The 24,130-nt window shown below is 44.6% G+C and carries 22 protein-coding genes and 1 tRNA gene; 12 read left to right on the top strand and 11 right to left on the bottom strand.

Annotated elements, in window-relative coordinates:
- Positions 1-327 precede the first annotated feature (327 nt).
- Positions 328-804: a winged helix-turn-helix domain-containing protein gene (locus tag IPP67_08945; protein MBL0339266.1), complete on the top strand. Its 477-nt coding sequence runs from the start codon at positions 328-330 to the stop codon at positions 802-804.
- A 10-nt stretch (positions 805-814) separates the two neighbouring features.
- On the opposite strand, the gene xth is transcribed toward IPP67_08945, so the two are convergent.
- From xth to IPP67_08925, 4 genes are all read right to left on the bottom strand, one after another.
- Positions 815-1,606: an exodeoxyribonuclease III gene (gene xth, locus IPP67_08940; GenBank protein MBL0339265.1), complete on the bottom strand. Its 792-nt coding sequence runs from the start codon at positions 1,604-1,606 to the stop codon at positions 815-817.
- 63 nt (positions 1,607-1,669) lie between these two features.
- Entirely contained in the window at positions 1,670-2,449 is a 780-nt protein-coding gene (locus IPP67_08935) for a gamma-glutamyl-gamma-aminobutyrate hydrolase family protein (protein MBL0339264.1), read from the bottom strand.
- A gap of 144 nt (positions 2,450-2,593) precedes the next feature.
- Positions 2,594-3,247 (bottom strand): outer membrane lipoprotein carrier protein LolA, encoded by a 654-nt coding sequence (locus tag IPP67_08930; GenBank protein ID MBL0339263.1) that lies wholly within the window; start codon positions 3,245-3,247, stop codon positions 2,594-2,596.
- The gene (locus IPP67_08925; protein ID MBL0339262.1) at positions 3,244-5,721 is read right to left on the bottom strand and encodes a DNA translocase FtsK 4TM domain-containing protein; all 2,478 of its coding nucleotides are present in this window, start codon (positions 5,719-5,721) and stop codon (positions 3,244-3,246) included. The genes IPP67_08930 and IPP67_08925 overlap by 4 nt, the downstream gene beginning before the upstream one ends.
- A gap of 209 nt (positions 5,722-5,930) precedes the next feature.
- On the opposite strand from IPP67_08925, the gene IPP67_08920 reads away from it, so the two are divergent.
- On the top strand, positions 5,931-6,323 hold the full coding sequence (locus tag IPP67_08920; GenBank protein ID MBL0339261.1) for an FAD-dependent monooxygenase: 393 nt from the start codon (positions 5,931-5,933) through the stop codon (positions 6,321-6,323).
- On the top strand, positions 6,236-7,165 hold the full coding sequence (locus IPP67_08915) for an FAD-dependent monooxygenase (protein MBL0339260.1): 930 nt from the start codon (positions 6,236-6,238) through the stop codon (positions 7,163-7,165). The genes IPP67_08920 and IPP67_08915 overlap by 88 nt, the downstream gene beginning before the upstream one ends.
- A 27-nt stretch (positions 7,166-7,192) precedes the next feature.
- On the opposite strand, the gene IPP67_08910 is transcribed toward IPP67_08915, so the two are convergent.
- From IPP67_08910 to IPP67_08900, 3 genes are all read right to left on the bottom strand, one after another.
- Positions 7,193-7,390: a hypothetical protein gene (locus IPP67_08910; protein ID MBL0339259.1), complete on the bottom strand. Its 198-nt coding sequence runs from the start codon at positions 7,388-7,390 to the stop codon at positions 7,193-7,195.
- A gap of 87 nt (positions 7,391-7,477) precedes the next feature.
- Complete coding sequence (trxA, locus tag IPP67_08905) at positions 7,478-8,422, bottom strand: thioredoxin (GenBank protein ID MBL0339258.1); 945 nt, start codon at positions 8,420-8,422, stop codon at positions 7,478-7,480.
- A 103-nt stretch (positions 8,423-8,525) separates the two neighbouring features.
- Positions 8,526-9,032 carry a prolyl-tRNA synthetase associated domain-containing protein gene (locus IPP67_08900; protein ID MBL0339257.1) on the bottom strand — a complete coding sequence of 169 codons (507 nt, stop codon included), beginning with the start codon at positions 9,030-9,032 and terminating at the stop codon, positions 8,526-8,528.
- Positions 9,033-9,206: 174 nt separating this feature from the next.
- Here IPP67_08900 and IPP67_08895 point away from each other — a divergent pair, with 174 nt between their 5' ends.
- The 3 genes from IPP67_08895 (at position 9,207) to folE (ending at position 10,853) form a co-directional block, all read left to right on the top strand.
- Complete coding sequence (locus IPP67_08895) at positions 9,207-9,821, top strand: exopolysaccharide biosynthesis protein (GenBank protein MBL0339256.1); 615 nt, start codon at positions 9,207-9,209, stop codon at positions 9,819-9,821.
- Between the two features lie 87 nt (positions 9,822-9,908).
- Positions 9,909-9,983: transfer RNA gene (locus tag IPP67_08890), tRNA-Gly, on the top strand.
- 282 nt (positions 9,984-10,265) lie between these two features.
- A complete protein-coding gene (gene folE / locus IPP67_08885; GenBank protein ID MBL0339255.1) occupies positions 10,266-10,853 on the top strand; it encodes a GTP cyclohydrolase I FolE in 588 nt (195 codons plus the stop codon).
- Between the two features lie 53 nt (positions 10,854-10,906).
- Here the strand turns inward: folE and IPP67_08880 are convergent, their stop codons facing one another.
- From IPP67_08880 to kdpA, 4 genes are read right to left on the bottom strand one after another with little or no spacing between them, the layout of a single operon-like run.
- Positions 10,907-13,474 carry a sensor histidine kinase KdpD gene (locus IPP67_08880; GenBank protein ID MBL0339254.1) on the bottom strand — a complete coding sequence of 856 codons (2,568 nt, stop codon included), beginning with the start codon at positions 13,472-13,474 and terminating at the stop codon, positions 10,907-10,909.
- Between the two features lie 11 nt (positions 13,475-13,485).
- Positions 13,486-14,058, bottom strand: coding sequence for a potassium-transporting ATPase subunit KdpC (gene kdpC / locus IPP67_08875; protein MBL0339253.1), 573 nt, complete (start codon positions 14,056-14,058; stop codon positions 13,486-13,488).
- A 7-nt stretch (positions 14,059-14,065) separates the two neighbouring features.
- Positions 14,066-16,132: a potassium-transporting ATPase subunit KdpB gene (kdpB, locus tag IPP67_08870; protein MBL0339252.1), complete on the bottom strand. Its 2,067-nt coding sequence runs from the start codon at positions 16,130-16,132 to the stop codon at positions 14,066-14,068.
- A gap of 30 nt (positions 16,133-16,162) precedes the next feature.
- Entirely contained in the window at positions 16,163-17,881 is a 1,719-nt protein-coding gene (gene kdpA / locus IPP67_08865) for a potassium-transporting ATPase subunit KdpA (GenBank protein MBL0339251.1), read from the bottom strand.
- A gap of 419 nt (positions 17,882-18,300) precedes the next feature.
- On the opposite strand from kdpA, the gene glpD reads away from it, so the two are divergent.
- From glpD to IPP67_08835, 6 genes are read left to right on the top strand one after another with little or no spacing between them, the layout of a single operon-like run.
- Positions 18,301-19,866: a glycerol-3-phosphate dehydrogenase gene (gene glpD / locus IPP67_08860; protein MBL0339250.1), complete on the top strand. Its 1,566-nt coding sequence runs from the start codon at positions 18,301-18,303 to the stop codon at positions 19,864-19,866.
- Positions 19,866-20,942, top strand: coding sequence for an ABC transporter ATP-binding protein (locus IPP67_08855; GenBank protein MBL0339249.1), 1,077 nt, complete (start codon positions 19,866-19,868; stop codon positions 20,940-20,942). Before glpD ends, IPP67_08855 begins: the two co-directional genes overlap by 1 nt.
- 20 nt (positions 20,943-20,962) lie before the next feature.
- On the top strand, positions 20,963-22,114 hold the full coding sequence (locus IPP67_08850; protein MBL0339248.1) for an ABC transporter ATP-binding protein: 1,152 nt from the start codon (positions 20,963-20,965) through the stop codon (positions 22,112-22,114).
- A 4-nt stretch (positions 22,115-22,118) separates the two neighbouring features.
- Complete coding sequence (locus IPP67_08845; protein ID MBL0339247.1) at positions 22,119-22,988, top strand: sugar ABC transporter permease; 870 nt, start codon at positions 22,119-22,121, stop codon at positions 22,986-22,988.
- Entirely contained in the window at positions 22,989-23,786 is a 798-nt protein-coding gene (locus IPP67_08840; GenBank protein MBL0339246.1) for a carbohydrate ABC transporter permease, read from the top strand.
- Positions 23,787-23,791: 5 nt separating this feature from the next.
- Positions 23,792-24,103 (top strand): hypothetical protein, encoded by a 312-nt coding sequence (locus IPP67_08835; GenBank protein ID MBL0339245.1) that lies wholly within the window; start codon positions 23,792-23,794, stop codon positions 24,101-24,103.
- Positions 24,104-24,130: the final 27 nt, after the last annotated feature.

The following is a 24,130-nucleotide window of genomic DNA, read 5'->3' as shown; positions in this document are numbered from 1 at the left end:
TTAAAATAAAATGTTGGCACTGTTTCATAATCAATTTTATAATATATGACATATTACGATGAGAATGGTTAAGAAAAATTAGCTGCAGGGAGCAAAAGGAAGAAAACTTGGGCCATTTAAAAAATAACAAAGCTATCCCGGCTCAAATCATGGTGGTAAGCCATGACGTTTTTTTGATCTCAATTATTAAAAACTGATTTAGGTAATAAATTAGGAATTGCTGTTGATTACACCCAAGAGCTATCTGATATATACCCACCACGTCCTCATAAGCCTGTCATTGTTTTGGATCTTGATGGCTTTGATCAAGGGGTTATGGACGATTTTTTGGCAAATTTTAGACATGCCAGTCCAGATCAACCACTTCTTATCCTGAGTGCGGCCACCGATAGGGAGGCTGAATATCGTCAAGGCGGGATCAAATGGCTGCAAAAACCATTCCGTCTGCAGCAGTTGGTTGAGTATTTACAGTTGCTGTTGCAAAATAATGAACGGAAACCAATTGAAACAGATCTCTATCTTTTTGATCCTTTGCAGCAATATATATTTTGTAAAAAAAACAATAAAAAAGTCTATTTAACGGAAAAAGAAATAGCCATTTTAAAAGCATTGCATCATCGGCCGGAAGGGTTGAACCGCAAGGATTTACTAAAAGAAATTTGGGGTTATGCCAATAATATTGAAACCCGAACGGTGGAAAGCCACATCTACAGGCTGCGGCAAAAACTGCAAGGGGGGTTCCCCCTGCGTTTGACTATGGATAGAATGTCTCGGAAATACAAACTTATCTATGATGCGTCATAAATGACAAGTCCTAATTCCCCAAATCAATATGGACGGGCACATGATCAGAAGGAGTGGGCCACCCCCGGGCATGGGTGATAATTTCAGCATGGTGGAGATAAGGCTTTAAAGACGGTGTAACCCAAATATGATCCAACCGGCGCCCGCGGTTGCTTTTTTGCCAATCAGCCGCCCGGTAACTCCACCAACTATATAATTTCTGGTCAGCGGGAAAAAACTGGCGAACGGCATCAACCCAAGCAAGGGACTCCCGGACTTTCTCCAAATGATTTGTCTCTATCGGAGTATGGCTGACGACCCCCAGCAGCTGTTGATGGGACCATACATCTTGGGGCAAGGGGGCAATATTAAAATCTCCCAAAATAATCACTGGGTCACTGGGCAGGTGGGTGGTTTTTAAAAAACTAGCCATTTCCTGGACAAACTGCAATTTATGAGCAAATTTTTTATTGACCGCCGAATCGGGAATATCGCCGCCTGCGGGGACATAAAAATTATGAATAATCCTATTATTTTCAAGCTTTACCGAAATATGCCGGCAATCTTCTAAATCGCACCACGATCTTTTCAGATAAGGATGGAAGGGAATTTTTGATAAGACGGCCATGCCATTATAGCTTTTCATACCGGAAACCAGTTGGTGGGGATAACCGTACTGGCGGAAAAATTCTTGGGGAAAAGCCTGATCAACCACTTTGGTTTCTTGAAGGCAGATGACATCAGGTTGTGATTGCTGGATATAAGCAGCCAACAATGGCAGGCGCAAACGAACAGAGTTGACATTCCATGTAGCAATTCGCAAGGCCAAGAGACTTTCTGAAATGGTGGAAATTCTTTTCTCACACACCTGACCAGGTCAAGTATTTTACGCAGCCTTCCGCTTGGCCATCTTGGAATCTGTTGGCCAGATCGCTGCTTTAAAAGCTTGGAAAATCGCTTTTGATAAGGGGTCATCCAGATCATATTCGGGATGCCATTGTACCCCCATCATGAAAGTTGCGGCATTTTTAACCGATACCGCTTCAATAATGCCATCTGGGGCGGTGGCCTCAATCTGCAAGGCTGCTGCCAACTGGTTAATTCCCTGCCAATGCAGCGAATTGACTTTCGCCGTAGGTTGGCCATAAATTTTGGACAGTACACTATGGTCTTGAATATGGATGGGATGGCGCGGCATATATTTTTCTTTGGCGGTCGCATGGCCCACTTCCCGGTGGTCCATTTTACCGCTGACCTGGTGAATTTGTTGATATAAACTGCCTCCCAACGAAACGTTCAGTTCTTGCATACCCCGGCAAATACATAAGAAGGGCTTTGCTTGGTGGATGGCTGCACGTAGCAACGGAAGGGTGGTCGAATCACGGGCGGGATCTTGTGGGCTGTCTGGCCTGTCTGCATCCCCTTTATAATGATGAGGCTGGATATTGGAAACACTGCCGGGGAAAAGCAACCCGTCGACTTTGGTTAACAATCCATCAAAATTCAAAACACTGCCCATGGCCGGAATGATCATAGGAATAGCATCCAGCCCTTGAATAACCGCCATAATATATTTTTGGTTAACGGCATGAAAAGGGGTTAGTTCAAGTTCCTTAATGCAAGCTGGAATTCCGATAACAGGGGCAGATACAGACAATTTTGCCATGATTGACCAAAAGATTTGAAGTTAAAACGATGTCACACAGGAAGGATTTTATGGGAAAACAAAATGTTCGTCAAATCCTCTTCTACTAGGTTGGGGTATCCGAGTAAAAGAGGCCGCTTTTTGATAACGCTTTCTTTGAAGTGGTTACCGGGTATCCCTTTCTGTCTGAGAGGGGCGAGCAAACAGGTTGTTGCTTAAGGGACTGTTCAGCTTGATGTTACTAATGACCACCTGGGTGCCGCGATTTGCCGAATCAATGATTCGCCAATATTTTATCTGGAAAGGGGTTGTCGTAAAAACCAGCTCTAATAAGCCCGCATCTGGTGCATCTGATTGATATAAGATGACTTGCAATTCCTGGGGGGAGCGCGCTATTTTCGTAATGGTTGTGCCTTTTTGCAAACTAAAGGGTTGCGCCAAAATTAACCCCAATGGGGTTGAGGATAAAGGCGCTTCCGTTAATTGGTTTAATTCTTTGTCATAATAACTAACCAACCGGCCGCTGGCGACAATCAGTACGGGGATAGGTGGGTTATATTCCACCCGCATTTGGTTGGGCCTACGTATGTACATTGTACCTGTGGACATTCCTGACTTGGTATATTGGCTAAAATTCGCTTGCAAGGTTTGGATGTTGTTAAAATATTCCTCCACTTTTTTTAAATCTTTTATATCTTGCTCCGTCAAAGGGATTGCGGGAGGGGCAGCCAAGGAAAACCGACTGCTGAAAAGGCCTACCAATAATAAATTGATAAAAATAAATCGCTGTAAAATAAAAGAAACAGATAGTTTTCTCATGGCATTTCCTCTTGATTATGACGTCCCAAAACTTCGCGTTTGCCGACATGGTTCGCCGCACTAACCACACCTTCTTTTTCCATTTTCTCCATAATCCTTGCGGCCCGGTTATAACCGATTTGCAAATGGCGTTGGATAAAACTGGTGGAAGCTTTCTTTTCCCTAGATACAATAGAGACGGCTTGGTCATATAAATCGTCACCCCCATTATCCGCTTCCGCCGCATCGTCGGTATTACCCGCTTCATTCTCGTCTTCCGTAATTTCTTCAATATAATTTGGCTGGCCCTGGTCTTTGAGGAACCGCACGATTTTTTCAACTTCTTGATCAGAAACAAATGGCCCATGAACACGGATTATTTTGCCGCCCTGGCCCATATACAGCATATCGCCCTGCCCTAATAATTGTTCAGCCCCTTGTTCACTAAGAATAGTGCGGCTATCAATTCTTGAGGTAACGTGGAAACTGATCCGGGTGGGAAAATTGGCTTTAATGGTGCCGGTGATAACATCAACGGATGGTCGTTGGGTGGCCATAATAATGTGAATACCGGCAGCCCTGGCCATTTGGGCTAGGCGCTGAATGGTTGCTTCAATATCTTTCCCGGCCACTAGCATCAAATCGGCCATCTCATCCACCACCACCACGATAAAAGGCAGGGGGGCAAGAACAAAAGGTTCTTCTTCGAAGATAGGCTTGCCCGTGGCTGGGTCAAATCCGGTTTGAACCCGGTGCATCAAGATTTCGCCGGTTTTTTTGGCAGTGGCAATCCGCTCATTATAGCCAGCGATGTTACGGACGCTCAGTTTTGACATGGCTCTGTATCTTGTTTCCATTTCCCGTACCGTCCATTTTAAGGCAACGATGGCCTTCTTCGGGTCGGTCACCACCGGGGATAACAGATGGGGGATGCCATCATAAACAGATAATTCCAGCATTTTAGGGTCAATCATGATGAATTTACACTGATCCGGTGATAGTCGATATAAAAGCGATAGGATCATGGTATTGATGGCAACCGATTTGCCTGACCCCGTGGTTCCGGCAATCAACAAATGCGGCATCTTGGCTAAATCCACCACAATAGGGCCGCCGCCAATGTCCTTACCTAACGCTAAAGCTAAGCTGGCTGTATTTTTTTTGTAACTGTCGTCCGAAAGCAGTTCCCGAAAACTGACCATTTCCCGTTTTTGGTTAGGCATTTCAATGCCAATGACACTGCGGCCGGGAACCACGGCGATACGCACGGAGACAGCGCTCATCGATCTTGCAATATCATCGGCAAGGCCAATGACCCGGCTAGTCTTAGTGCCCGGTGCAGGTTCAAGCTCATACAGGGTAACAACGGGACCAGGGCGAACATTCACCACATCCCCCTGGATACCGAAATCGTTTAAAATCGATTCGAGTAAACGGGCGTTTTTTTCCAATCCTTCCACATTCAATTTTTGGATTTTTTCATTTGATGCGGGTGGCGCCATTAATTCCACAGGGGGGAGCTCGAAAGACGAGCGTACAGGCTCAGCCACCACTTTTTCTGGAGAAGGTTTTTTATCAAACAATCGTTTTCTGACCGGTTTTTTAGGACTGCTTGCTTCGGGCAAAGATTTTTCTAGCGCTGAAATTTCAGGTCTAACAGGTAATACCGATTGATCTGTTGCCAATGCTCGGGTTGCCGGATTTAGTAAAATGGGGGTTGCGGTAAGCGGTTTCCTTAGAATGGCTGTCGGTTTTTGCATCGGATTGTGTGCCCCAACATTTATGGTAGGATCATTCACCGCAACTTTATTATCAGCTGTTTGGGGGGTGAAAATAGCCGCTATTTTCCTATATATCCAAGCGACAAACGCCCATAATGTTTTCAGAGATGCTTTCAGTAAACGAGCTAAAAACTGAATAAAATTCCTGTAGGTAGCCCAGGGTATATCTGCAATATAAATAAATAAAGTGGCCAAAATCGCAAGGCATATCCCCATTATCAGGAAAGAATGATCCATCCCTGCTGGCTGCAATTGGGTGTTCATCCACCAACCGATGCAACCGCCTAAGCCGCAGCCAAGCATATCAGGCCAATTTTTGGCAGGGTGAAGGTTTGAAAAAAATAAGCAGGTAACCAGAACAAAGAAAAACGCCAACACTAGCTTGATTCCAAAATTCCTTGAGCGGGTTGCCGAGATAATTTGCCATCCCCAAATCATCATGATCATAATCACCGCACTGCTTCCAAGGCCGATATATTGTAAAAATAAATCGCCAATGTACCCCCCCCAATGCCCCAAAATATTGACTGAGGTCTGATTCGTTATCTTGTTGAAAGAAGCATCGTTGTGGTCAAAATAAACAACGCTCAACATCAAAATAAATGCCAACAGCCATATGGCCACGCCACCCGCCTCGATAGCTCTTTTTCGGATGAAAAATTTTATGGCAGGAGATAAGAAAGGATTACGTTGGGGATCGTTATAGGGGTTCATTTGCTTTCATGGTTTTGCTAAAATAATTCTTGGTATTTATATCAAATAACTCTCTTTGATACAATATATTTACCCTTTAACACGATTTTCCAAACGCCGATATTTCTAAATCAATAGCAGGTAAGAAATCAAATTTATTGATGTTCACGAAGCCGAAGTGGTAGAATACAAAAACTACTTTGAAAGAGTATTTTTATAAGGAAAATGATTTGACAGATCAGGTTATTATTGCGGGTGCTGGCATGGTAGGCCTATCTTTGGCAATCGGATTGGCAAAACATCAAATCCCCGTTTCTATTATCGATGAACAGCCGGATCACCGCATGCAGCGGGATTTTTCGGTTGATAACCGCTGTTCTGCGGTAACTGCCGGTTCTGCAGTTGTCTTAAAGCAATTTGGTGTATGGGATGAGGTGGTAAGGCAGGCGCAACCGATAGGGGAAATCCGGGTGTCTGACCAGGCGGGAAAACCTGGCCAAAATCCAGCCTTTTTCTGCATTTTAAGGCCGATGATTTGCCAGCCGAAACTTTATCTCCTAAGCAACCGCTGGGATATATGGTGGAAAATAAGATTTTACATCACGCTTTATTTGAAAAAATGATCAATGCCCCTTCGATCAAATATTATGGGGGTGTCAAGGTGACAAAGGTTGAACAGGATCAACAGCGGGGACAAGTGAAAATTTCCCTTTCGGATCAGACAAATATCCAAGGGAATTTATTAATCGCTGCCGATGGCCGGCATTCAAAAATTCGAAACATGGCGGACATCCCTGTTATCCGGTGGTCTTACCAGCAAAGCAGCGTCGTATTTAATATCCGTCACGCATTGCCCCACCGCTCTGTGGCTTTGGAACATTTTATGCCTGGTGGGCCACTAGCGGTATTGCCGATGTGCTCACAAGACGGATATCGCTCTGCCATCGTTTGGACGGATAACCCGGTTGCTGCAAGGCATCTTTACAAGCAGGACAACCAAATTCTTGCCACATTGCTGCAGCAGCATTTTGCGGCAACCTTAGGAAAAATCGAAATAGAAGGGGATAAAAAGATTTATCCGTTATCAGGCCTGCATGCCACCCGTTATATCAATCAACGGATTGTGCTGATTGGCGATGCAGCCCACGTTATTCACCCGATTGCCGGACAAGGGTTCAACTTAGGTATCCGCGATTGTTGGGCGCTTAGCCAAATTCTAAAGAAAATCCAGAATTTAGGCTTGGATTACGGACAAACAGCTTTGTTACAAGAATATGAAAAACGTCGCCGTCCAGATAATTTATTGTTGATTGCCGCCACCGATTTTTTGGATCGCTTGTTTTCCAACCGGTCTTTTCTATTGCGGTATGCGCGGGATGCAGGGATGGGTATGGTCGACCGGATGCCTTCCCTGAAAAAAATCTTCATGAAACAAGCTATGGGATTATTGATGGGGCATCCTTGAAATTTCAGGATATTTCATCTCATATGCTTAGCAAGCTTCAACGCAACAGAGGGCTGTTAAAGGTAAGATCACATTTAGCATTGAAATTGCTAAGCTGGGGGCTACCCCAAACATGATGGGTAGGGACTGGGCATGGCGTTCTTTGATTTGGAATGGTTGGTGGCGGTAGAGTTTATGCAAGGATTGTTCTCGGGTAATCCGGGCTGGCAGAAAATATGCAGGCATGGCTTACTCTATCCTGGCCAAAGGAAAAACCGGTAAGATGGCGGTTAATTCCTCAAAAGAGGGATCGAAAATATTGCTTTCAGCCATTTATGCAAATAATAGGGAAGATAATTTCCGCCTTCCATCTAAGGTAGAGGGATGTGAGGCACCCAAAACGTCAAAAGCCTTCAGCAATTGCTGATGCGCTTGACCATTGTTCCAGGTACGGTTCTGCCGAATAAGCCCTAAAAGCTGTTCGATGGCTGCCCCCGGATTTTGATCACGGAAGTAAGCGATGGCCAAATCAAACTGATATTGCAGGTCTTTAGGGGTTCCAGACAATCTGGCCTCTAAATCTTTAGTACGGCCAATGTTTTTGAAGGATTCAGTAAATTCGATTGCTGTTTTTGCATTTTTGACCAAGGGATCAGAAGATTTTTCCGGCGGCAATTGATCCAATACTTTTTTAGCGTCAGCTAGTTTTTGTAACCCTAAATAACTTTTAACCAACCCATTGGCGGCTGTTAAATGATGCGGTTGTTGTTGTAAAATTTTGCTATAAATGGCCGCTGCTGTGCCAAAATGCTGTTGCTGCAATAAATTATGTGCTTCCGTTAACGAGGCCTCAACCGTGGTTGCAGCTGCCGGTTTATTGGTGCCAGCTAATTTTTTTAAATTTTCGATAAAAGTCCGCACTTGGCTTTCCTGCACATTCCCCATAAAACCATCAACAGGTTGGCCTTTATAAAAGGCATATACCATCGGGATAGACTGAATTTGCAACTGGGCTGCTAAATCCTGATTGCGGTCAACGTCAATTTTAACCAATCGGACCAGCCCCTTGGCTTCGCGGACAACTTTTTCTAAAATTGGCCCCAATTGTTTACAAGGCCCGCACCAAGTTGCCCAGAAATCCACAATAATCGGTGTTTGCTGCGAAGGTTCTATAACATCCGCCAAAAAATTCTTGGTGTCGCTATCTTTAATTAAAACCTGTCCTGAAGCGGGTTGTTGGGCAGGGGTATTTTTCTTGAAGCCGATCAGTTGTTCCATGATTTATCTCTTATTAATTATTAAAATAAAGTATTTTTGCAGATGATATAAAAATAGATTGCGAAGGGTAGTTCAAAAAGGGGCAATGTCATTCTTTTTTATTTTATTTAAGAAAGAGGGGCGGGTGATGTGCAGCTTCCATAAATTTTAATAACCCTTCAATAGGTAGCGATAGAGTGATGTCATTCTGTAGGGGGTGACAGGTGACCACCGGATGATCCAATAACTGCTCATCAAAAATGGCTTGGACGTGACATTCAGGATCGTTAATAACCGCCAGCGGGCTTACAGAGCCGGGCCTAACAGCTAAATATTTCTCCAAACGCTCTGCACTGCCGAAAGATAAACGGCCACAACCCAATTTTTTTTCAAGCTCTTTTAAATCAATTTTCTGATCCTCGGGAGCCACCACCAACCACATTTTTTCTTTATTGTCCCGTAAAAACAGATTCTTGAGATGTAAGCCTTCAATTATGCCACGATGTTCCTTAGCCGCTGCAACGGTTGGTAGTGGAGGGTGATAGTAAATTTTGAGGTCAATTTGCAATTGTTGCAGAAGCTTGACTAGCAATCGGTGGCTGATACGAGAAAGGTCAGAAGTTTCTACCATGATGATTGATTGAACGGATCAATCCCTTTCTTCTATAGATTGTTGAATGGCTGATAATAAAACATCATTTGAAGATATTCAACGATATAAAATCTTTGCAAGTACTCAAAAAAAGATTATAGCTTGTGGGTATGATCTTTCTCAATTTGTTCCCATGATCGGTTTTTGGTAAAAATGGATATTCAAGATAAACAACGTGTTTCCGAAATATTAACAGCACTTGCCGAAGATGATCAGCGTGAAAGGATTTCCTTAAAAGATCTTTTGACAATTTTGGGGGAGCGGGGTTTTGGTATTTTAATTCTTGTTTTAACTTTACCAAATTTAACCCCTATATTTTTACCAGGCATGTCGGCGGTTTTGGGCATACCTATTGGCGTCTTGGCCTTACAAATTATGGTGGGGGCAAAACGGCCATGGCTGCCCAGTATATTACTTAAAAGATCACTGGCTAGATCCGATTTTGCCAAAGTTATCAAATATTCTTTGCCTTTGCTTAATCGTGCGGAAAGGATCTTAAAGCCTAGATGGGGGATTTTCACCTCTTTTCTATTTCGCATTCTGATGGCGTGGGTGATTTTGTTGTTGGCTATTTTCCTAGCGTTACCGCTTCCCTTCACCGGCATGATACTGGCTTTTCCCTTATTTATTATGTCGGTGGCTTTGCTGGAGCATGATGGGTTATCAGCGTTGGTGGGAGTCATTTTAGGGATTTTAATCAATGCTAGCATTGTCTATTTCTTTTGGACAATCTTTGTTGAAATTTGGGCCTGGATATTAGGATTATAGGAAAAAACCGCGGAAAATTATTTTTTCTTGATCTTCTCTAAAAAAGCCTTTACATGTTCTGGGTAAGTAACAATGACACTTGTTCACGCGGGCGTAGCTCAGGGGTAGAGCACAACCTTGCCAAGGTTGGGGTCGAGGGTTCAAATCCCTTCGCCCGCTCCAGTTCCAAAACTGGAGTTGTTGGGGAAGTGTATGTCGACGATAATTTTTAAAAATCTGTCGAGGTTTCTCAAATATTAGGCTTTTCCTAAGGAATGCTGAATTTTTGTGTTTTGCCCTGTTGGCAGGTAAGTTTTTATAGGATGGATTGTGGATTAATACATATATCCTATATACGATCAATAAAAGCTTGCGCTCAAGCAGAATGATGAAAAGGGTTAAATAATGAATTTTCGCAATCGGCCTACTGACCAAACAAAAGCAGATAAAACAATCCAAAATCCTATGATTGTTGATGATCATCGCCCAAGCCGGGCGGATGCGGAAGCGGCGGTGCGGACTTTGATTCGATGGGCCGGGGATAATCCCGACCGCGAAGGGTTACTCGAAACCCCGAAACGGGTGGTAAGGGCTTACGAGGAATTTTTTTCCGGCTATGGGCAAGATCCCCAGAAAATCCTTTCCCGTACCTTTGATGAAGTGGAAGGGTATGACGAAATTATCTTGTTGCGGGATATCCGGGTTGAATCGCATTGCGAACATCATCTGGTGCCAATTATTGGGAAGGTTCATCTGGCCTATCTGCCATCCACCAAAGTGGTAGGGATCAGCAAGTTGGCACGATTAGTGGATGTGTTCGCTAAAAGATTGCAAATTCAAGAAAAATTAACCGTACAAATTGCCCAAACTCTCCAAAACGCCTTGCAACCAAAAGGGGTCGCGGTGGTGATTGAATCGGATCATGCCTGTATGACCACCAGGGGGGTTCACAAGACTGGCGTTAAAATGGTTACCTCACAGATGTTGGGGCTTTTTAAAACTGATCTTGAAAAAAGAAAAGAATTTTACACCCTAGCGGGGCTTTCCGGGTAGGCTCTCAAGAACTTCCTTTGCGTATTCGTCAAATACACGGGGTTATTTGATACCTATTGTTCGATGAGCAGGGGTAATTGTAACTCAATGGAAAAAGGGCTTTGGTGAATCAGCAGAGAACCTTGGTGCAGTTCAACAATGATCCGGGCTACAGAAATCGCCAGGTTATTGTTAGATAAAGCTAAGTGGCTGGGCGATGAATCGGTTTGCATCACCCAACAAACAAAGCCTTTTTTGAAAGCAATATGAACTTTTAGAAAATAGCCGTAAGACCGGCTGGTTTCCAAAAGGTTGATCATAGCCCTTTTGAACAGAGGTTCATCAATGGCCACCAGCCTCGATGTATCAAAATCATCCCGATCCCAATGAATTTCATTGCCTGGCATATATTGCTCAAGGGATTGGCTGATGAAAAGATCAATCTCAGAAATCGAAAGTTCTTTTTTCTCCAACCCAATTTTCTTTTGTTCATAGTCGCTGAGGAACCTTAGATTATGGACAAAACGGTCAATATTCCGCACATTTTGATGGATGTCGATATATTCTGACAAAGAATGATCTAGTGAAATATTTTGGATTTGTTGGATCAATTGTTGCAAGAAAGGGTCCAAATCTTGGGTAATCCAAGCAAGGAATAACGAACGGAAACGCCCGGTTTCTGAAATAATCTTAGCCTGATCAATATCCTCGGCCAAATGGACCCGCTCAATCGCCACAGCTGTTTGGTCCGCTAGGGCGTCTAAAAGCCTTTTCTCGTCTGCAGAAAGCGTGAAATCTTCTTGATCACGGTATAATCCCAAAAGGCCCACTTGATCACGCTCAGTTTTTAAAGGGATAAAAAGCCTTTTGGCACCCGGCAATGTATCCGTTCCAGGCCCAGTCATCGTATCATGATCCCAGGCCCATTTTGCGGCGGCATAATCGGAATCATCTAAGATTTCTTGTAAGGGATATCCAGCTTTTACCAGCAGTTTATCTCCCTCTGGTTGTAATAAAACCACCTGTACTTGCAACATTTCTGCAATTTGCTGGCTGACAGCATTTAAAAGGTTATCGACATCCCCGATGGCTGCGATCCGGCGGCTGAAATTATATAAAGCGGTAGTGGTTTTGGCGCGTTGTTGGGCGCTGGTTGCTTGGTTGCGCAACCTGACATTCAATTTACTAGCCAAGATGGATACCAGCAATAATAGGCCAAAAGTAATAAAATTAACGGGCTCGGCAATGGTCAAAGTATAAAAGGGCGGTGTTAAAAAGTAGTTATAGGCCAGCGCGCTTAATAAAGAAGCGTATAAGGCAGGCGCTAAACCAAACTTTGTCGAAATCAAGAAAACGGCGGCCAGGAAAAATATAGCCAAATCCCTGCCTTGACCAGTAGAATTCAATAACCAGCCCAGCATTAAAGCCAACCCGACCAACCCTGTTGCCGCAATATAGCTGAAAAGGCTGCCGAAGTCGGCTTTTAGAGAGGTTGTTGAGGATTTGCCTAAAGATTCATCTTGGGCTGCAATCACATGGATACCAATTTTACCCGAATGGCGGACTAGGTCACGGACAATTGATCCATGAACCATTTCAAACCATTTTGAGCGGGGTGATTTTCCCAAAATAATCTGGGTGATATTATGTTCCCGGGCATAAGCTAAGAGATCCGCGGCAATTTGCCGGCCTGGTATGATAACGGTATCTCCCCCTAACTGTTCGGCGAGCCTAAGGGCTCCTGCAACACGGTCGCGCGCTTCTGTGGATAGGGTGTGATGCCTGGTTGACTCGATATAAACCGCCACCCATTTGGCCTGGATTTTATCGGCTGTCCGCCGGGCATAGCGGATCAAGTCGTAGGAGCTGGGATGTTCATTGACGCACACCAAGATTCTTTCGCCAGCTGCCCAAGGACCTGAAATTGAATGGCTTTGCATATATTGGACCATGTCATCATCAACATGTTGGGCGGTTTGCCGCAAAGCCAGTTCCCGTAGGGCAGTTAGGTTACCTTCCGTAAAATAATTCTGCAAAGCTTTTTGCGCTTGATCACCTAGATACACTTTGCCTTCCTGAACCCTTTTGATAAGATCCTGGGGGGTTAGGTCAATTAATTCGATTTCATCAGCCTGGTCGATCAGGCGGTCTGGGATTGTTTCGCGCACCCGTACGTTGGTGATTTGAGCCACTACATCATTCAAACTTTCCAAATGTTGGATATTGAGAGTCGTATAGACATTAATACCGGCGGCTAGTATTTCTTCAACATCCATATAGCGCTTTGGATGACGACTATCAGCGGCATTGGTATGGGCAAATTCATCAACCAACACCAATTGTGGGGCACGTTTTAAAATGGCATCCAAATCCATTTCTTCGAGTAGGCGGCCTTTATAAACCAAGCGTTGCCTGGGGACAATTTCTAAGCCCGAGATCAGTGCTTCTGTTTCCCGCCTACCATGGGTTTCAACTAAACCGACAACAACATCGATCCCTTGCTTTTTTTGGCTCTGGGCATTTTGCAGCATTTCATAGGTTTTACCAACCCCCGGAGCCGCACCTAAGAATATCTTTAATTTACCGCGTTTTTCACGGTTGGCTTCTTCAAGCAAGGCGTCAGGACGGGTATAGCTGTTCATCGGTACAACTTTTATGGGTTATAGGGAAATAAAAGATCTAGCTGAGTGTTCAATACTAGCACATTGACCCGCGGATCCCCTAAAATAAATAGAGTCCTGCCATCGATATGCTGGGCCACCAAATTCTCAAGATCTCTCTCAGTTATTGCCCGTACATTGGCAATACGGCGAATCTGCAACCGGGCTGCTTCGGGGCTTATATGAGGATCAAGGCCGCTCGCGGAAAACGTAATCAAATCTATCGGGATGGGTTTTTGTTCCCCTTGATAAGATAATGCGTTATCGGCGATATCTGCAATCAGCAAAGGATTAGCGGGGCTTAGGTTCCTGCCTCCCGAACTCATGGCATCATAGCCTTGCCCTGCACCCGAAGGACGGTTATGGAAATACTCATCTCGTTGGAAATTTTGGCCAATGAGGGATGAGCCTTGAATTTTGCCGGTCGGGGATAGGATAAAACTCCCTTGCGCTTGGTCAGGGAAAGCAAGGTTTCCCAGTTCAGTGATCAAGAAGGGATAGACAACTCCCGTTAAAAAGGTCAAACCAAAAAACAAGATGAAAACAGGGCGTAGGACATTCAACACAAAACACCTAAACAAGACCAAGGAAATTAATGATCAAATCGATGATTTTAATGGCAATAAAGGGAGCAATAACCCCCCCTAGACCATAAATTAAAATATTTCGTTTTAAGGCGTACAACGCCCCTTTATTAACGTATTTTACACCTTTTAAAGCCAAGGGGACAAGGGCTATCAGGATCAGTGCGTTAAAGATGATAGCCGATAACATCGCACTTTCTTTATTGCCTAACCCCATGATATTTAAGGCTTCTAAGGGCGGGTAAAGATCGGCAAATAAAGCAGGGATCACGACAAAATATTTGGCGATATCGTTAGAGATGGAAAAAGTCGTTAAGGAGCCACGGGTCATCAAGAGCTGTTTGCCAATACGGACAATTTCAATTAGTTTGGTAGGATTGCTATCCAAATCAATCATATTGCCTGCTTCTCTGGCCGCTTGCGTCCCGGTTTGCATGGCAACCCCCACATCCGCTTGGGCCAAAGCAGGGGCATCATTGGTGCCATCCCCGCACATCGCCACCAGTTTTCCCTTAGCCTGTTCCGCCCGGATCAATTTTAATTTCTCCTCTGGTGTGGCTTGGGCTAGGAAATCATCAACCCCGGCTTCTGCAGCAATGGCCGCAGCTGTTAGGGCATTATCACCGGTGATCATGATGGTGCGGATCCCCATCCGGCGAAGTTCAGCAAAACGTTCCTTGATCCCCCCTTTAATTACATCTTTCAGGTGGATAACTCCCAAAAATTGGCTATCCTTTGCCACTGCTAGCGGGGTTCCCCCTTGTTTGGCAATTTTCTCGGTGATTTGGATTAACTCAGGCGGGATTTGAAAACGTATTTCTTGGGATTTTTGTTTGACGAATTCAATGACCGCATCCACCGCCCCTTTGCGGATGATATGTCCATCCACATCAACCCCGCTCATTCGGGTTTGGGCGGTGAAGGGGATAAAATGCGGCTGTTGTTTAAATAAATTTTTGCCGCGTAAGCCGTATTTCTCTTTTGCCAAAATAACAATTGAACGGCCTTCGGGTGTTTCATCGCTTAAGGAAGCTAACTGCGCGGCTTCCGCCAAATCTTGTAAGGAAGCGGGGGATAGGGCAAAAAATTCGTGGGCTAGCCTATTGCCCAAGGTAATGGTGCCAGTTTTATCCAGCAATAAAGTATTAACATCTCCCGCGGCTTCAACAGCGCGCCCCGAAGTGGCAATGACATTAAAGCGGATGAGCCGGTCCATTCCAGAAATACCAATCGCTGATAATAAACCTCCAATGGTTGTTGGAATTAACATAACAAACAGGGCAATTAACATGATGATAGAGCTATGCCCTTCTGCATAGCCAACAAAAGCCGGGATAGTTGCAGTCGTAAAAAGAAAAATCAGCGTCATGCCGGACAACAAAATATTAAGGGCAATTTCATTGGGGGTTTTTTGGCGTTTAGCGCCTTCCACCAACTTGATCATGCGGTCGAGAAAACTATGACCGGCATCTCGAGTGATCTTGACCTTGATGTGATCGGAAATAACTTTGGTACCGCCGGTTACCGCGGAACGGTCACCTCCGCTTTCCCGGATAACGGGAGCTGACTCACCCGTGATGGCGGATTCGTCAACCGAGGCAATCCCCTCAACCACTTCGCCGTCGCCTGGAATCAGATCACCTGCTTCAATCAACACAATATCCCCGACTTTTAAGTCGCTGGCGGCAATTTTTCTGACTTGGCCAGCGGTTATACTATCAAGTTTTTTAGCAATATTGGCTTTTTGGCTAGCCCGCAGGGAATTGGCTTGCGCCTTGCCCCTGCCTTCCGCCAACGCTTCAGCAAAAAAGCCAAATAAAACGGTCAGCCAAAGCCAAATGACTAATTGTAATTGAAACATCACATCAGGCTTGAAGGCATATAAATCATGCAAAAATAGAATCGTCGCGCTGATGGCGGTTAATTCCATCACGAACATAATCGGACTTTTAATTGCTTGAATAGGATTCAATTTGACAAAAGTTTGAACAATCGTTTCTTGGCACAAAGCCCAGTTCAATTTCTGCGCGCGCTTGGGGTTTAATACATCCGCCATAATATTAAGATCTCTTATTTTTTAAAGCAATTATGATAAGCCATTGAGCATGAGTAAATGTTCTGCTAATGGACCTAGGGCAATAGCAGGTAAAAAGGTTAGAACACCGAAAATCAGGATGACGGCAACTAACAGAATGATAAAAGTTAAATTGTGGGTCGGTAAACTGCCGCTGGTGATGGGGCTAAATCTTTTAGATGCTAGGGAGCCCGCAATGGCAAGTACCGGAATAACCACCATCAGCCGTCCCAGCAACATCGCGATGGCCCCGGTGATGTTATAGAAAGGGGTATTGCCGTTAATACCTGCAAAAGCACTGCCGTTATTGGCGGCACTGGATGTATATAAATATAAAATTTCGCTAAAACCATGTGGCCCTGGATTGGCAATGCTGTCAATCGCGGTGGGATAATTTGCAGCAATAGCGGTGAACCCAAGAATAATCAAAGGCGTTATGAAAGTCGCGAGCATCGCCATTTTGATTTCACGGGATTGTAACTTATTACCATTATATTCGGGTGTTCGACCGACCATTAACCCAGCGATAAAAGAGGTCAGGATAACGAAAAGTAGCATCCCATATAGCCCTGATCCGGCGCCGCCGATAATGATTTCCCCCAAAACCATATTGAGGATCATTAATCCTCCGCTTAAGGGCATAAAACTGCTATGGAGGGAATTGACGGCTCCGGTTGAAGTGGCGGTGGTTAGGGCTGCAAAGAGCGAGGAGTTAAAAAGACCGAAACGGACTTCTTTCCCCTCCATATTGCCGCCTTCCGTCGCGATATTTAACTCATTTAAAGCTTTGGTTAATAAAGGATTGGGCTGGTTTTCAAAATAATAAATCGCAGCCATCCCCATGACCAATAGAATCCCCATGGCGGTAAAGATCGCCCAACCCTGCCGTTGATCTCCTATCATGCGGCCAAAAACATTGGTTAAAGCTGCCCCAATCACCACCATCATGACCATTTGAAAAAAATTGGTCAAAGGGGTCGGGTTTTCATAAGGATGGGCGGAATTGGCATTGAAAAACCCGCCGCCATTCGTGCCGACCATTTTAATGGCTTCTTGCGAAGCAACAGGCCCTTGCGGAACAATCTGGGTTTGGTTTTCAAGCGTACTTATTTCCAGGGGTGCCGAAAAATTCTGTGGCACCCCTTGCCAGATCAGGAAAATGGCAAAAATCGAAGATAGAGGTAAAAGGATATATAAAATTGCTCGTGTCATATCCACCCAGAAATTGCCAATTGTCTGGCGTTCTTGGCGGCTAAACCCGCGGATTAGGGCAACGGCAACGGCGATGCCGCTGGCAGCCGAGAAGAAATTTTGTACAGTTAATCCCGTCATTTGGGAGAAATAAGATAAGGTTTTTTCCCCGGCATAATTCTGCCAATTGGTATTGGTTAAAAAACTGATGGCGGTGTTTAAGGATAAATCAGCGGGAACATTTGGCAGGTTAGAAGGATTAAGGGGCAAGTATGCTTGCAAACGCAGAACGGTATAAAGGAATAGAAACCCAATAAAATGGAATAGTAAAAAACTGCCCGCATAGCGGATCCAATGTTGCTCAACCGTTGTTTTAACACCTGCCGCACGGTACAACAAAAACTCGATTTTTTCAACAGGACGGCGCAGGAAAAAAGGTTCCCCATTAAAGACTTTGGTTATATACCATCCCAGTGGTTTAACCAAAACAATGACGGTGGTGGCATACAATAAAAATTGAAATAAATCAGCAATGGTCATGATGAAGGATGGTTCCGGTTAAAATTTTTCTGGCCAAAGCAGGGTAATGAGCATGTAGATAAAAATAATAATAACCAACCCACTGCCTATAATCAGGTCAAGCACAGTAATAATCCTTTAAATGCGCGAACAAAAAAGGCTGTATAAATAAAGCCCTAAGAAAACAGCAGATGTTGCGGAGAGAAAAATAATATCTAAATACCACATAATACCTATATATATCCTATATTGAAGACAGGGAATATAGGGATTTAATAGGGTTTTGTCAAATAGGGATGAAAAAGGTCGGTGGAATCAAAATGCATCGTTCCGCTTTTCAAACTGGCCTCTAGTCAAAAAGGGCTATTGTTTTTCCTGAGGCATCGGCCTAAATTGGAAGACGGTGATATAAAATATTTAGGTTCAATGCTGGTTATGATATGAAAAAGATAGAATTAGACCAAGAATTATCTGACCAACCCCTTTATGATTTAGTGGTGGTCGGCGGCGGTGTTAATGGTACAGGCATTGCCAGGGATGCGGCGGGACGGGGGTTGAAAGTATTGCTTGTTGAGCAAGCGGATCTGGCCCAGGCCACCTCCTCCGCCAGCAGCAAACTTATTCACGGCGGATTGCGTTATTTGGAATATTATGAATTCCGCTTGGTGCGGGAATCTTTACAAGAACGGGAAGTTCTTTTGAACAATGCCCCCCATATTATCTGGCCGCTCCGTTTTGTCATGCCACATAATAAATTACTGCGACCAGCTTGGATGATCCGTTTGGGGTTATTCCTGTATGACCATTTGGGGGGGCGCCAGCGTTTGCCAGGATCAAACGGTATACGGTTAGATCGCCATATGTTCGGGCAGCCATTGGCCCCTGGCATCCATCAGGGTTTTGTCTATTCCGATTGTTGGGTACAGGATTCCCGTTTGGTGGTGTTAAATGCCATGGGTGCGGCAGAAAAAGGTGCCCGGATTTTAACCCGCCTTCGCTGTACTGCTGCCCATGTCCAAAATGGGCAATGGTCGGTCAGGCTGGTTGATCAACAAACAGACCAATCATACCAGGTGAGGGGGAAAATGTTGATTAATGCGGCGGGTCCCTGGGTTGACCAATTTATCCGCCAAGCTACCCACATCAATCCTAAACATCGTTTACGCTTAGTCAAGGGCAGCCATATAGTGGTACCAAAATTATATGATGGCGAACAAGCTTATATCTTACAAAATACCGACCGCCGGGTTATTTTTGTCATTCCGTATGAACAAGATTTCACCCTGGTAGGCACCACCGATTTAACGGTTGATCCAGAGATATTAAAAGATGTGCGGATTTCTGATGATGAAACCACCTATCTTTGTCAGGCAGCCAACCAATATTTCAGCCGGAAAATCAGCGCAGCCGACGTGGTGTGGAGTTACGCCGGTGTCAGGCCCCTTTATGATGACGCTAGCGCCAATGCCTCAGCAGTCACGCGGGACTATGTCTTACAGGTCAACCAAGATTTAGGTGCGCCGGTTTTATCGATTTATGGGGGCAAGATTACCACGTATCGGCGTTTAGCTGAACATGTAATGCAAAAAATACAACCTTTTTTCCCCCATTTAGGAAAATCCTGGACAGCCAAAGCCCCGTTGCCCGGCGGGGATATCCCAATGGCTGATTTTAAGCAATTTTTACAAGGATTGACAAAACAATACTCTTGGGTACCGGACAAACTATTATATCGGTACGCCCGGGCTTATGGCACTAAAACCCATGTTTTGTTGGATAAAGCTAAAGGGTTAGAGGATTTGGGGCTAGAAATTGTGCCAGATTTATATAGCCGTGAAATTGAATATTTACAGCGATATGAGTGGGCGGTCACGGCGGAAGATATTTTGTGGCGACGCAGCAAATTAGGGTTGCATTTACCCAAAACAGCTTCCCAACAATTGCAGGGATATCTGGATCGAACGGCTACTAAACAAAAACTTGTCAAAGAAAAGGTGGCAGGATAATGCTGATCCTAAACAACCTTGGATATCAGGTTGGATCCCAGAAAATTTTACACGGCATATCTTTAGGGATGCCAACCGGATCGCTAACCGTTGTTTTGGGGCCGACTGGCGCTGGCAAAACGTCTTTATTACGCTTGTTGGCAGGGCTAGAAAAACCAAGTACCGGCAGTATCGAATGGGAAGATCAACCGGGGGTTAGAAAAAAGTTACAAGCACATGACGTAGCCTTAGTTTACCAACAATTTGTCAATTATCCGTCCCTAACGGTTTATGATAATATCGCGTCACCTTTGCGGCAACGCAAAGGCAGCACAGACCAACAAATTCATGAAAAAGTTACGGAAATTGCCGAGTTATTAGGGTTACATCCTTTTTTAAAACGCTTGCCGCACCAGCTTTCAGGGGGGCAGCAGCAGCGAACCGCCATTGCCAGGGCTTTGGCAAAATCCGCGAAACTGCTGCTGCTCGATGAACCATTGGTTAATTTGGATTACAAATTGCGCGAAGCCTTACGGCAAGAATTTCGCGGTTTATTTAAAAAAAGCCAAGCAACGGTCATTTACACCTCAACCGAACCCGAAGAAGCTTTAGCAATGGGCGGACAAATAGCCATCCTTAACCAAGGCCGTTTATTGCAAACAGGTGTGACCAGGCATCTCTATGATCATCCGGCAACGATCGAATCGGCCAGGATTTTTAGCAGTCCACCAATGAATATTCTGCCTGCCCATTGGCAATCTGGGCAACCCGCATCCTTGACAATAGGTACAGAAACTTATCCCATGACTGTGCCATGGCCTGGTACGGCCGAAGCCGCCTATCAATTGGGCATCATGGCGGATGATTTGCAGCCAGTATCAAGCTTGATCAATCCTGGGTCCTCAGATCTTGTTTTGAGAACCACCGTGCTGTCTTCTGAAATTAATGGCTCAGAAACGTTACTTCATCTCAAATATCAGGGATTTACCTTAGTGATGCGACAACAAGGGGTCAAAAATTATCAAACCAACCAGGAATTACACATTCAGTTTTCCTTAAAAAGATTTTTGTTTTTGATCATCAGGGCAAAAGATTAACGCTTTCATAGCAGGGAATTATGGCTTCCATCATTTTAGAAAAGATCGCCCATCGTTACCCGCATGGTAACAAAAACGGACCAGCTGCATCCCTTGATTTGTATGCGTTGCAACCGTTAAGCCTCAGGTTAGAGCATGGTCATACATACGCTTTATTGGGGCCTTCTGGTTGTGGAAAAACGACCCTTTTAAATATTATTTCTGGTTTGCTGGCGCCAAGTGAAGGCAAGATTTTTATAGACCAGCAAGATGTCACCAGCTGGCCCATTAAAAAAAGAAACATAGCTCAGGTTTTTCAGTTTCCGGTGGTTTACGATACGATGACAGTGTTTGCCAATTTGGCTTTTCCCCTGCGGAACCGCCATATTCCAGAAGATCAAACCAAGGCGCGCGTCCATGAAATTGCCGATATTTTAGGGTTGGGGCCATACCTTCGCGAGACAACCAAATCATTATCAGCGGATGTCAAACAGAAAATATCGCTTGGGCGGGGTATCATCCGCCGGGATGTTGGCGCTATCCTTTTTGATGAGCCGCTGACGGTTGTTGACCAACAATTGAAATGGGAGTTACGTCAGCAATTAAAAACAATCCAGCAGCAATACCAGTTGACGTTTATTTATGTTACCCACGATCAGAATGAAGCCTTGTCATTTGCCCAGCAGGTAATCGTGATGGAGAAGGGACGGGTGATCCAAATGGCCAGCCCGCAAGAATTGTTTGAGAACCCGAAAGAAATTTTTGTGGGGCATTTTATTGGCAGTCCTGGTATGAATTATATATCTTTTACCGTTGAACAACCTTTAGGACAGAAAAAACAAGCAAGGATGGCAGGGCAAAACCTACCCTTGCCTCCGGAGTTAATCGAAAAGATCCCGACTAATGACCTTGGTTCAATATTGACAAAACTGGGTATACGCCCGGAATTTATTGAACTTTCCCTAAAACCCGTAGCAGAGGCTTTTCCTGTGCAAGTCACGGAAGTTAGCCAAATGGGGCATTTTGCCCTTATTATGGGCAAAATTGGCACAAGCGATGTGGTTGCAAAAACGCGCGATAGCAGCATCTTTTCTGTTCAACCCGGTCAAACGCTTTGGGCCTTTTTTCCTCCCCCCCATATACGGGTGTTCGTTGACGGCAAATGGCTGCCATCCACTGGCCCACAGGAATAAAAAATTGCAAAAAAAACAAAACAATCAAGCATGGTTTCTCGTCCTACCGGTTTTTTTGAGTGTGGCATTCAGTGCCATTATCCCATTAATGACGGTCGTCAATTATTCCGTCCAAGACATTTTAGGCCCGGACCGACGCTTATATGTGGGAACGGAATGGTATCATGCTGTATTGAACAGCCCCGAATTGCATGCGGCCTTTTTTCGCCAGCTGATCTTCTCTTTTTCGGTATTATTGATAGAAATCCCTTTAGGATTAATGGTCGCTTTAATCCTACCGGTGCGTGGGTGGCTGGTCTCCCTATGTTTGGTTTTGTTAGCCATCCCGCTGCTGATTCCCTGGAATGTGGTTGGGACGATCTGGCAGATTTTTGCCCGGGGTGATATCGGTTTGGGGGGGAGCATCATCAATCATTTAGGGATCCCTTATAATTATACCCTTGATCCCACCGATGCTTGGGTTACCGTACTGGTGATGGATATTTGGCATTGGACATCATTAGTTGTTTTATTATGTTATGCGGGGCTGCGCGCTATCCCTGATGCCTATTACCAGGCGGCAGCCATTGACGGTGCTTCCCGCTTAGCGGTTTTTCGCTACATTCAATTACCCAAATTAAGTGGCGTATTATCCATTGCTGTCTTGTTGCGCTTTATGGATAGTTTCATGGTCTATACCGAGCCTTTTGTTTTGACGGGTGGCGGGCCTGGCAGCAGCACGACTTTTCTTAGCCAATATTTAGTGAATATTGGACTGGGTCAGTTTGATTTAGGGAATGCTGGCGCTTTCTCATTGATTTATTTTTTGATTATTTTGCTGTTCTGTTATGTGTTTTACACAACCGTCCAAAATTTAACCAAGGGAAAAGAATAAATGGTTCGGCGGTTTATCCCTCTATCAGTTTATTTTTTATTTATCTTACTGCCCATCTATTGGATGGTGGTGATGTCATTTAAAACCAACGAAGAGATCTTGGGAGGTTTTACCCTTTGGCCCGTAAACTTTACCCTGGACAATTATACTACTATTTTTACCGACCCATCTTGGTATAACGGTTATATTAATTCCTTTTCCTACGTGGCCATTAATATGGTTTTATCCATTATGATTGCGTTGCCAGCGGCCTATGCCTTCTCGCGCTATCGGTTTTTGGGCGATAAACATTTATTCTTTTGGCTGCTGACCAACCGAATGGCACCACCAGCAGTTTTTGCTTTGCCGTTGCTGAACCTATATTCAAGCGTCGGTTTATTTGATACAACCTGGGCAGTGGCCTTGGCACATTTATTGTTTAACGTGCCTTTAGCCGTGTGGATTTTAGAGGGTTTTATGTCAGGCGTTTCCCGCGAGATTGATGAAATGGCGTATCTGGATGGCTATAAATTTCCTAAATTTTTTGTAAGAATTTTTATTCCTACCATTCGTTCTGGCATAGGGGTTACCGCTTTTTTTTGTTTTATGTTTAGTTGGGTTGAATTGCTGATTGCCCGTACCCTAACCACCGTTCAAGCCAAGCCAATTGTTGCCATTATGACCCGAACAGTCAGTGCGGCAGGAATGGATTGGGCGCTCTTGGCCGCGGCTGGCACCTTGACGATTGTCCCGGGGGTTTTGATTATTTGGTTTGTTAGGCATTATATTGCCAAAGGTTTTGCCTTGGGGAGGGTATAACCATGTTGGACTGGATGGTTTGGACGGTGCCCACCGCTGTTTTTTTTATGGCCATTGCTGCCCTCTTACTCTTCATGCTGGTGGCAGAAATCATTAGCCCCACGATTGCTAGGCGTGGTTTTTTAGGCTTTACCACGACCCGTGGTGAACGCTTATTTATGGGATTATTGGTCAGTGCTTATCTGCATCTGATGTGGATAGTTTTTTTCTCAGGGATTGTTACGATTTCTGTATTATCCTGGGTTGTAGAAATTCCCCTCTGGTGGTTTACAATTTTGTGCGCTATGATCGTTGCTGTTATGCTGCGCTGGGGCTGAATATATCAAAGATATAAACAGTTACCA

It is taken from the genome of Rhodospirillaceae bacterium (assembly GCA_016722635.1).
Lineage (GTDB): Bacteria > Pseudomonadota > Alphaproteobacteria > JAEUKQ01 > JAEUKQ01 > JAEUKQ01.
This window is presented reverse-complemented; position numbering and strand designations above follow the sequence as displayed.

Bases quoted from the DNA above. Each gene is read 5' to 3' on its own strand.
- IPP67_08930 (MBL0339263.1), bottom strand. From the start codon at position 3,247: ATGAGAAAACTATCTGTTTCTTTTATTTTACAGCGATTTATTTTTATC.
- IPP67_08925 (MBL0339262.1), bottom strand. From the start codon at position 5,721: ATGAACCCCTATAACGATCCCCAACGTAATCCTTTCTTATCTCCTGCC.
- IPP67_08880 (MBL0339254.1), bottom strand. From the start codon at position 13,474: ATGAACAGCTATACCCGTCCTGACGCCTTGCTTGAAGAAGCCAACCGT.
- trxA (MBL0339258.1), bottom strand. From the start codon at position 8,422: ATGGAACAACTGATCGGCTTCAAGAAAAATACCCCTGCCCAACAACCC.
- IPP67_08910 (MBL0339259.1), bottom strand. From the start codon at position 7,390: ATGCCTGCATATTTTCTGCCAGCCCGGATTACCCGAGAACAATCCTTG.
- IPP67_08855 (MBL0339249.1), top strand. From the start codon at position 19,866: ATGCTGATCCTAAACAACCTTGGATATCAGGTTGGATCCCAGAAAATT.
- glpD (MBL0339250.1), top strand. From the start codon at position 18,301: ATGAAAAAGATAGAATTAGACCAAGAATTATCTGACCAACCCCTTTAT.
- IPP67_08840 (MBL0339246.1), top strand. From the start codon at position 22,989: ATGGTTCGGCGGTTTATCCCTCTATCAGTTTATTTTTTATTTATCTTA.
- kdpA (MBL0339251.1), bottom strand. From the start codon at position 17,881: ATGACCATTGCTGATTTATTTCAATTTTTATTGTATGCCACCACCGTC.
- folE (MBL0339255.1), top strand. From the start codon at position 10,266: ATGATTGTTGATGATCATCGCCCAAGCCGGGCGGATGCGGAAGCGGCG.
- IPP67_08895 (MBL0339256.1), top strand. From the start codon at position 9,207: ATGGATATTCAAGATAAACAACGTGTTTCCGAAATATTAACAGCACTT.
- kdpB (MBL0339252.1), bottom strand. From the start codon at position 16,132: ATGGCGGATGTATTAAACCCCAAGCGCGCGCAGAAATTGAACTGGGCT.
- IPP67_08900 (MBL0339257.1), bottom strand. From the start codon at position 9,032: ATGGTAGAAACTTCTGACCTTTCTCGTATCAGCCACCGATTGCTAGTC.
- IPP67_08935 (MBL0339264.1), bottom strand. From the start codon at position 2,449: ATGGCAAAATTGTCTGTATCTGCCCCTGTTATCGGAATTCCAGCTTGC.
- IPP67_08850 (MBL0339248.1), top strand. From the start codon at position 20,963: ATGGCTTCCATCATTTTAGAAAAGATCGCCCATCGTTACCCGCATGGT.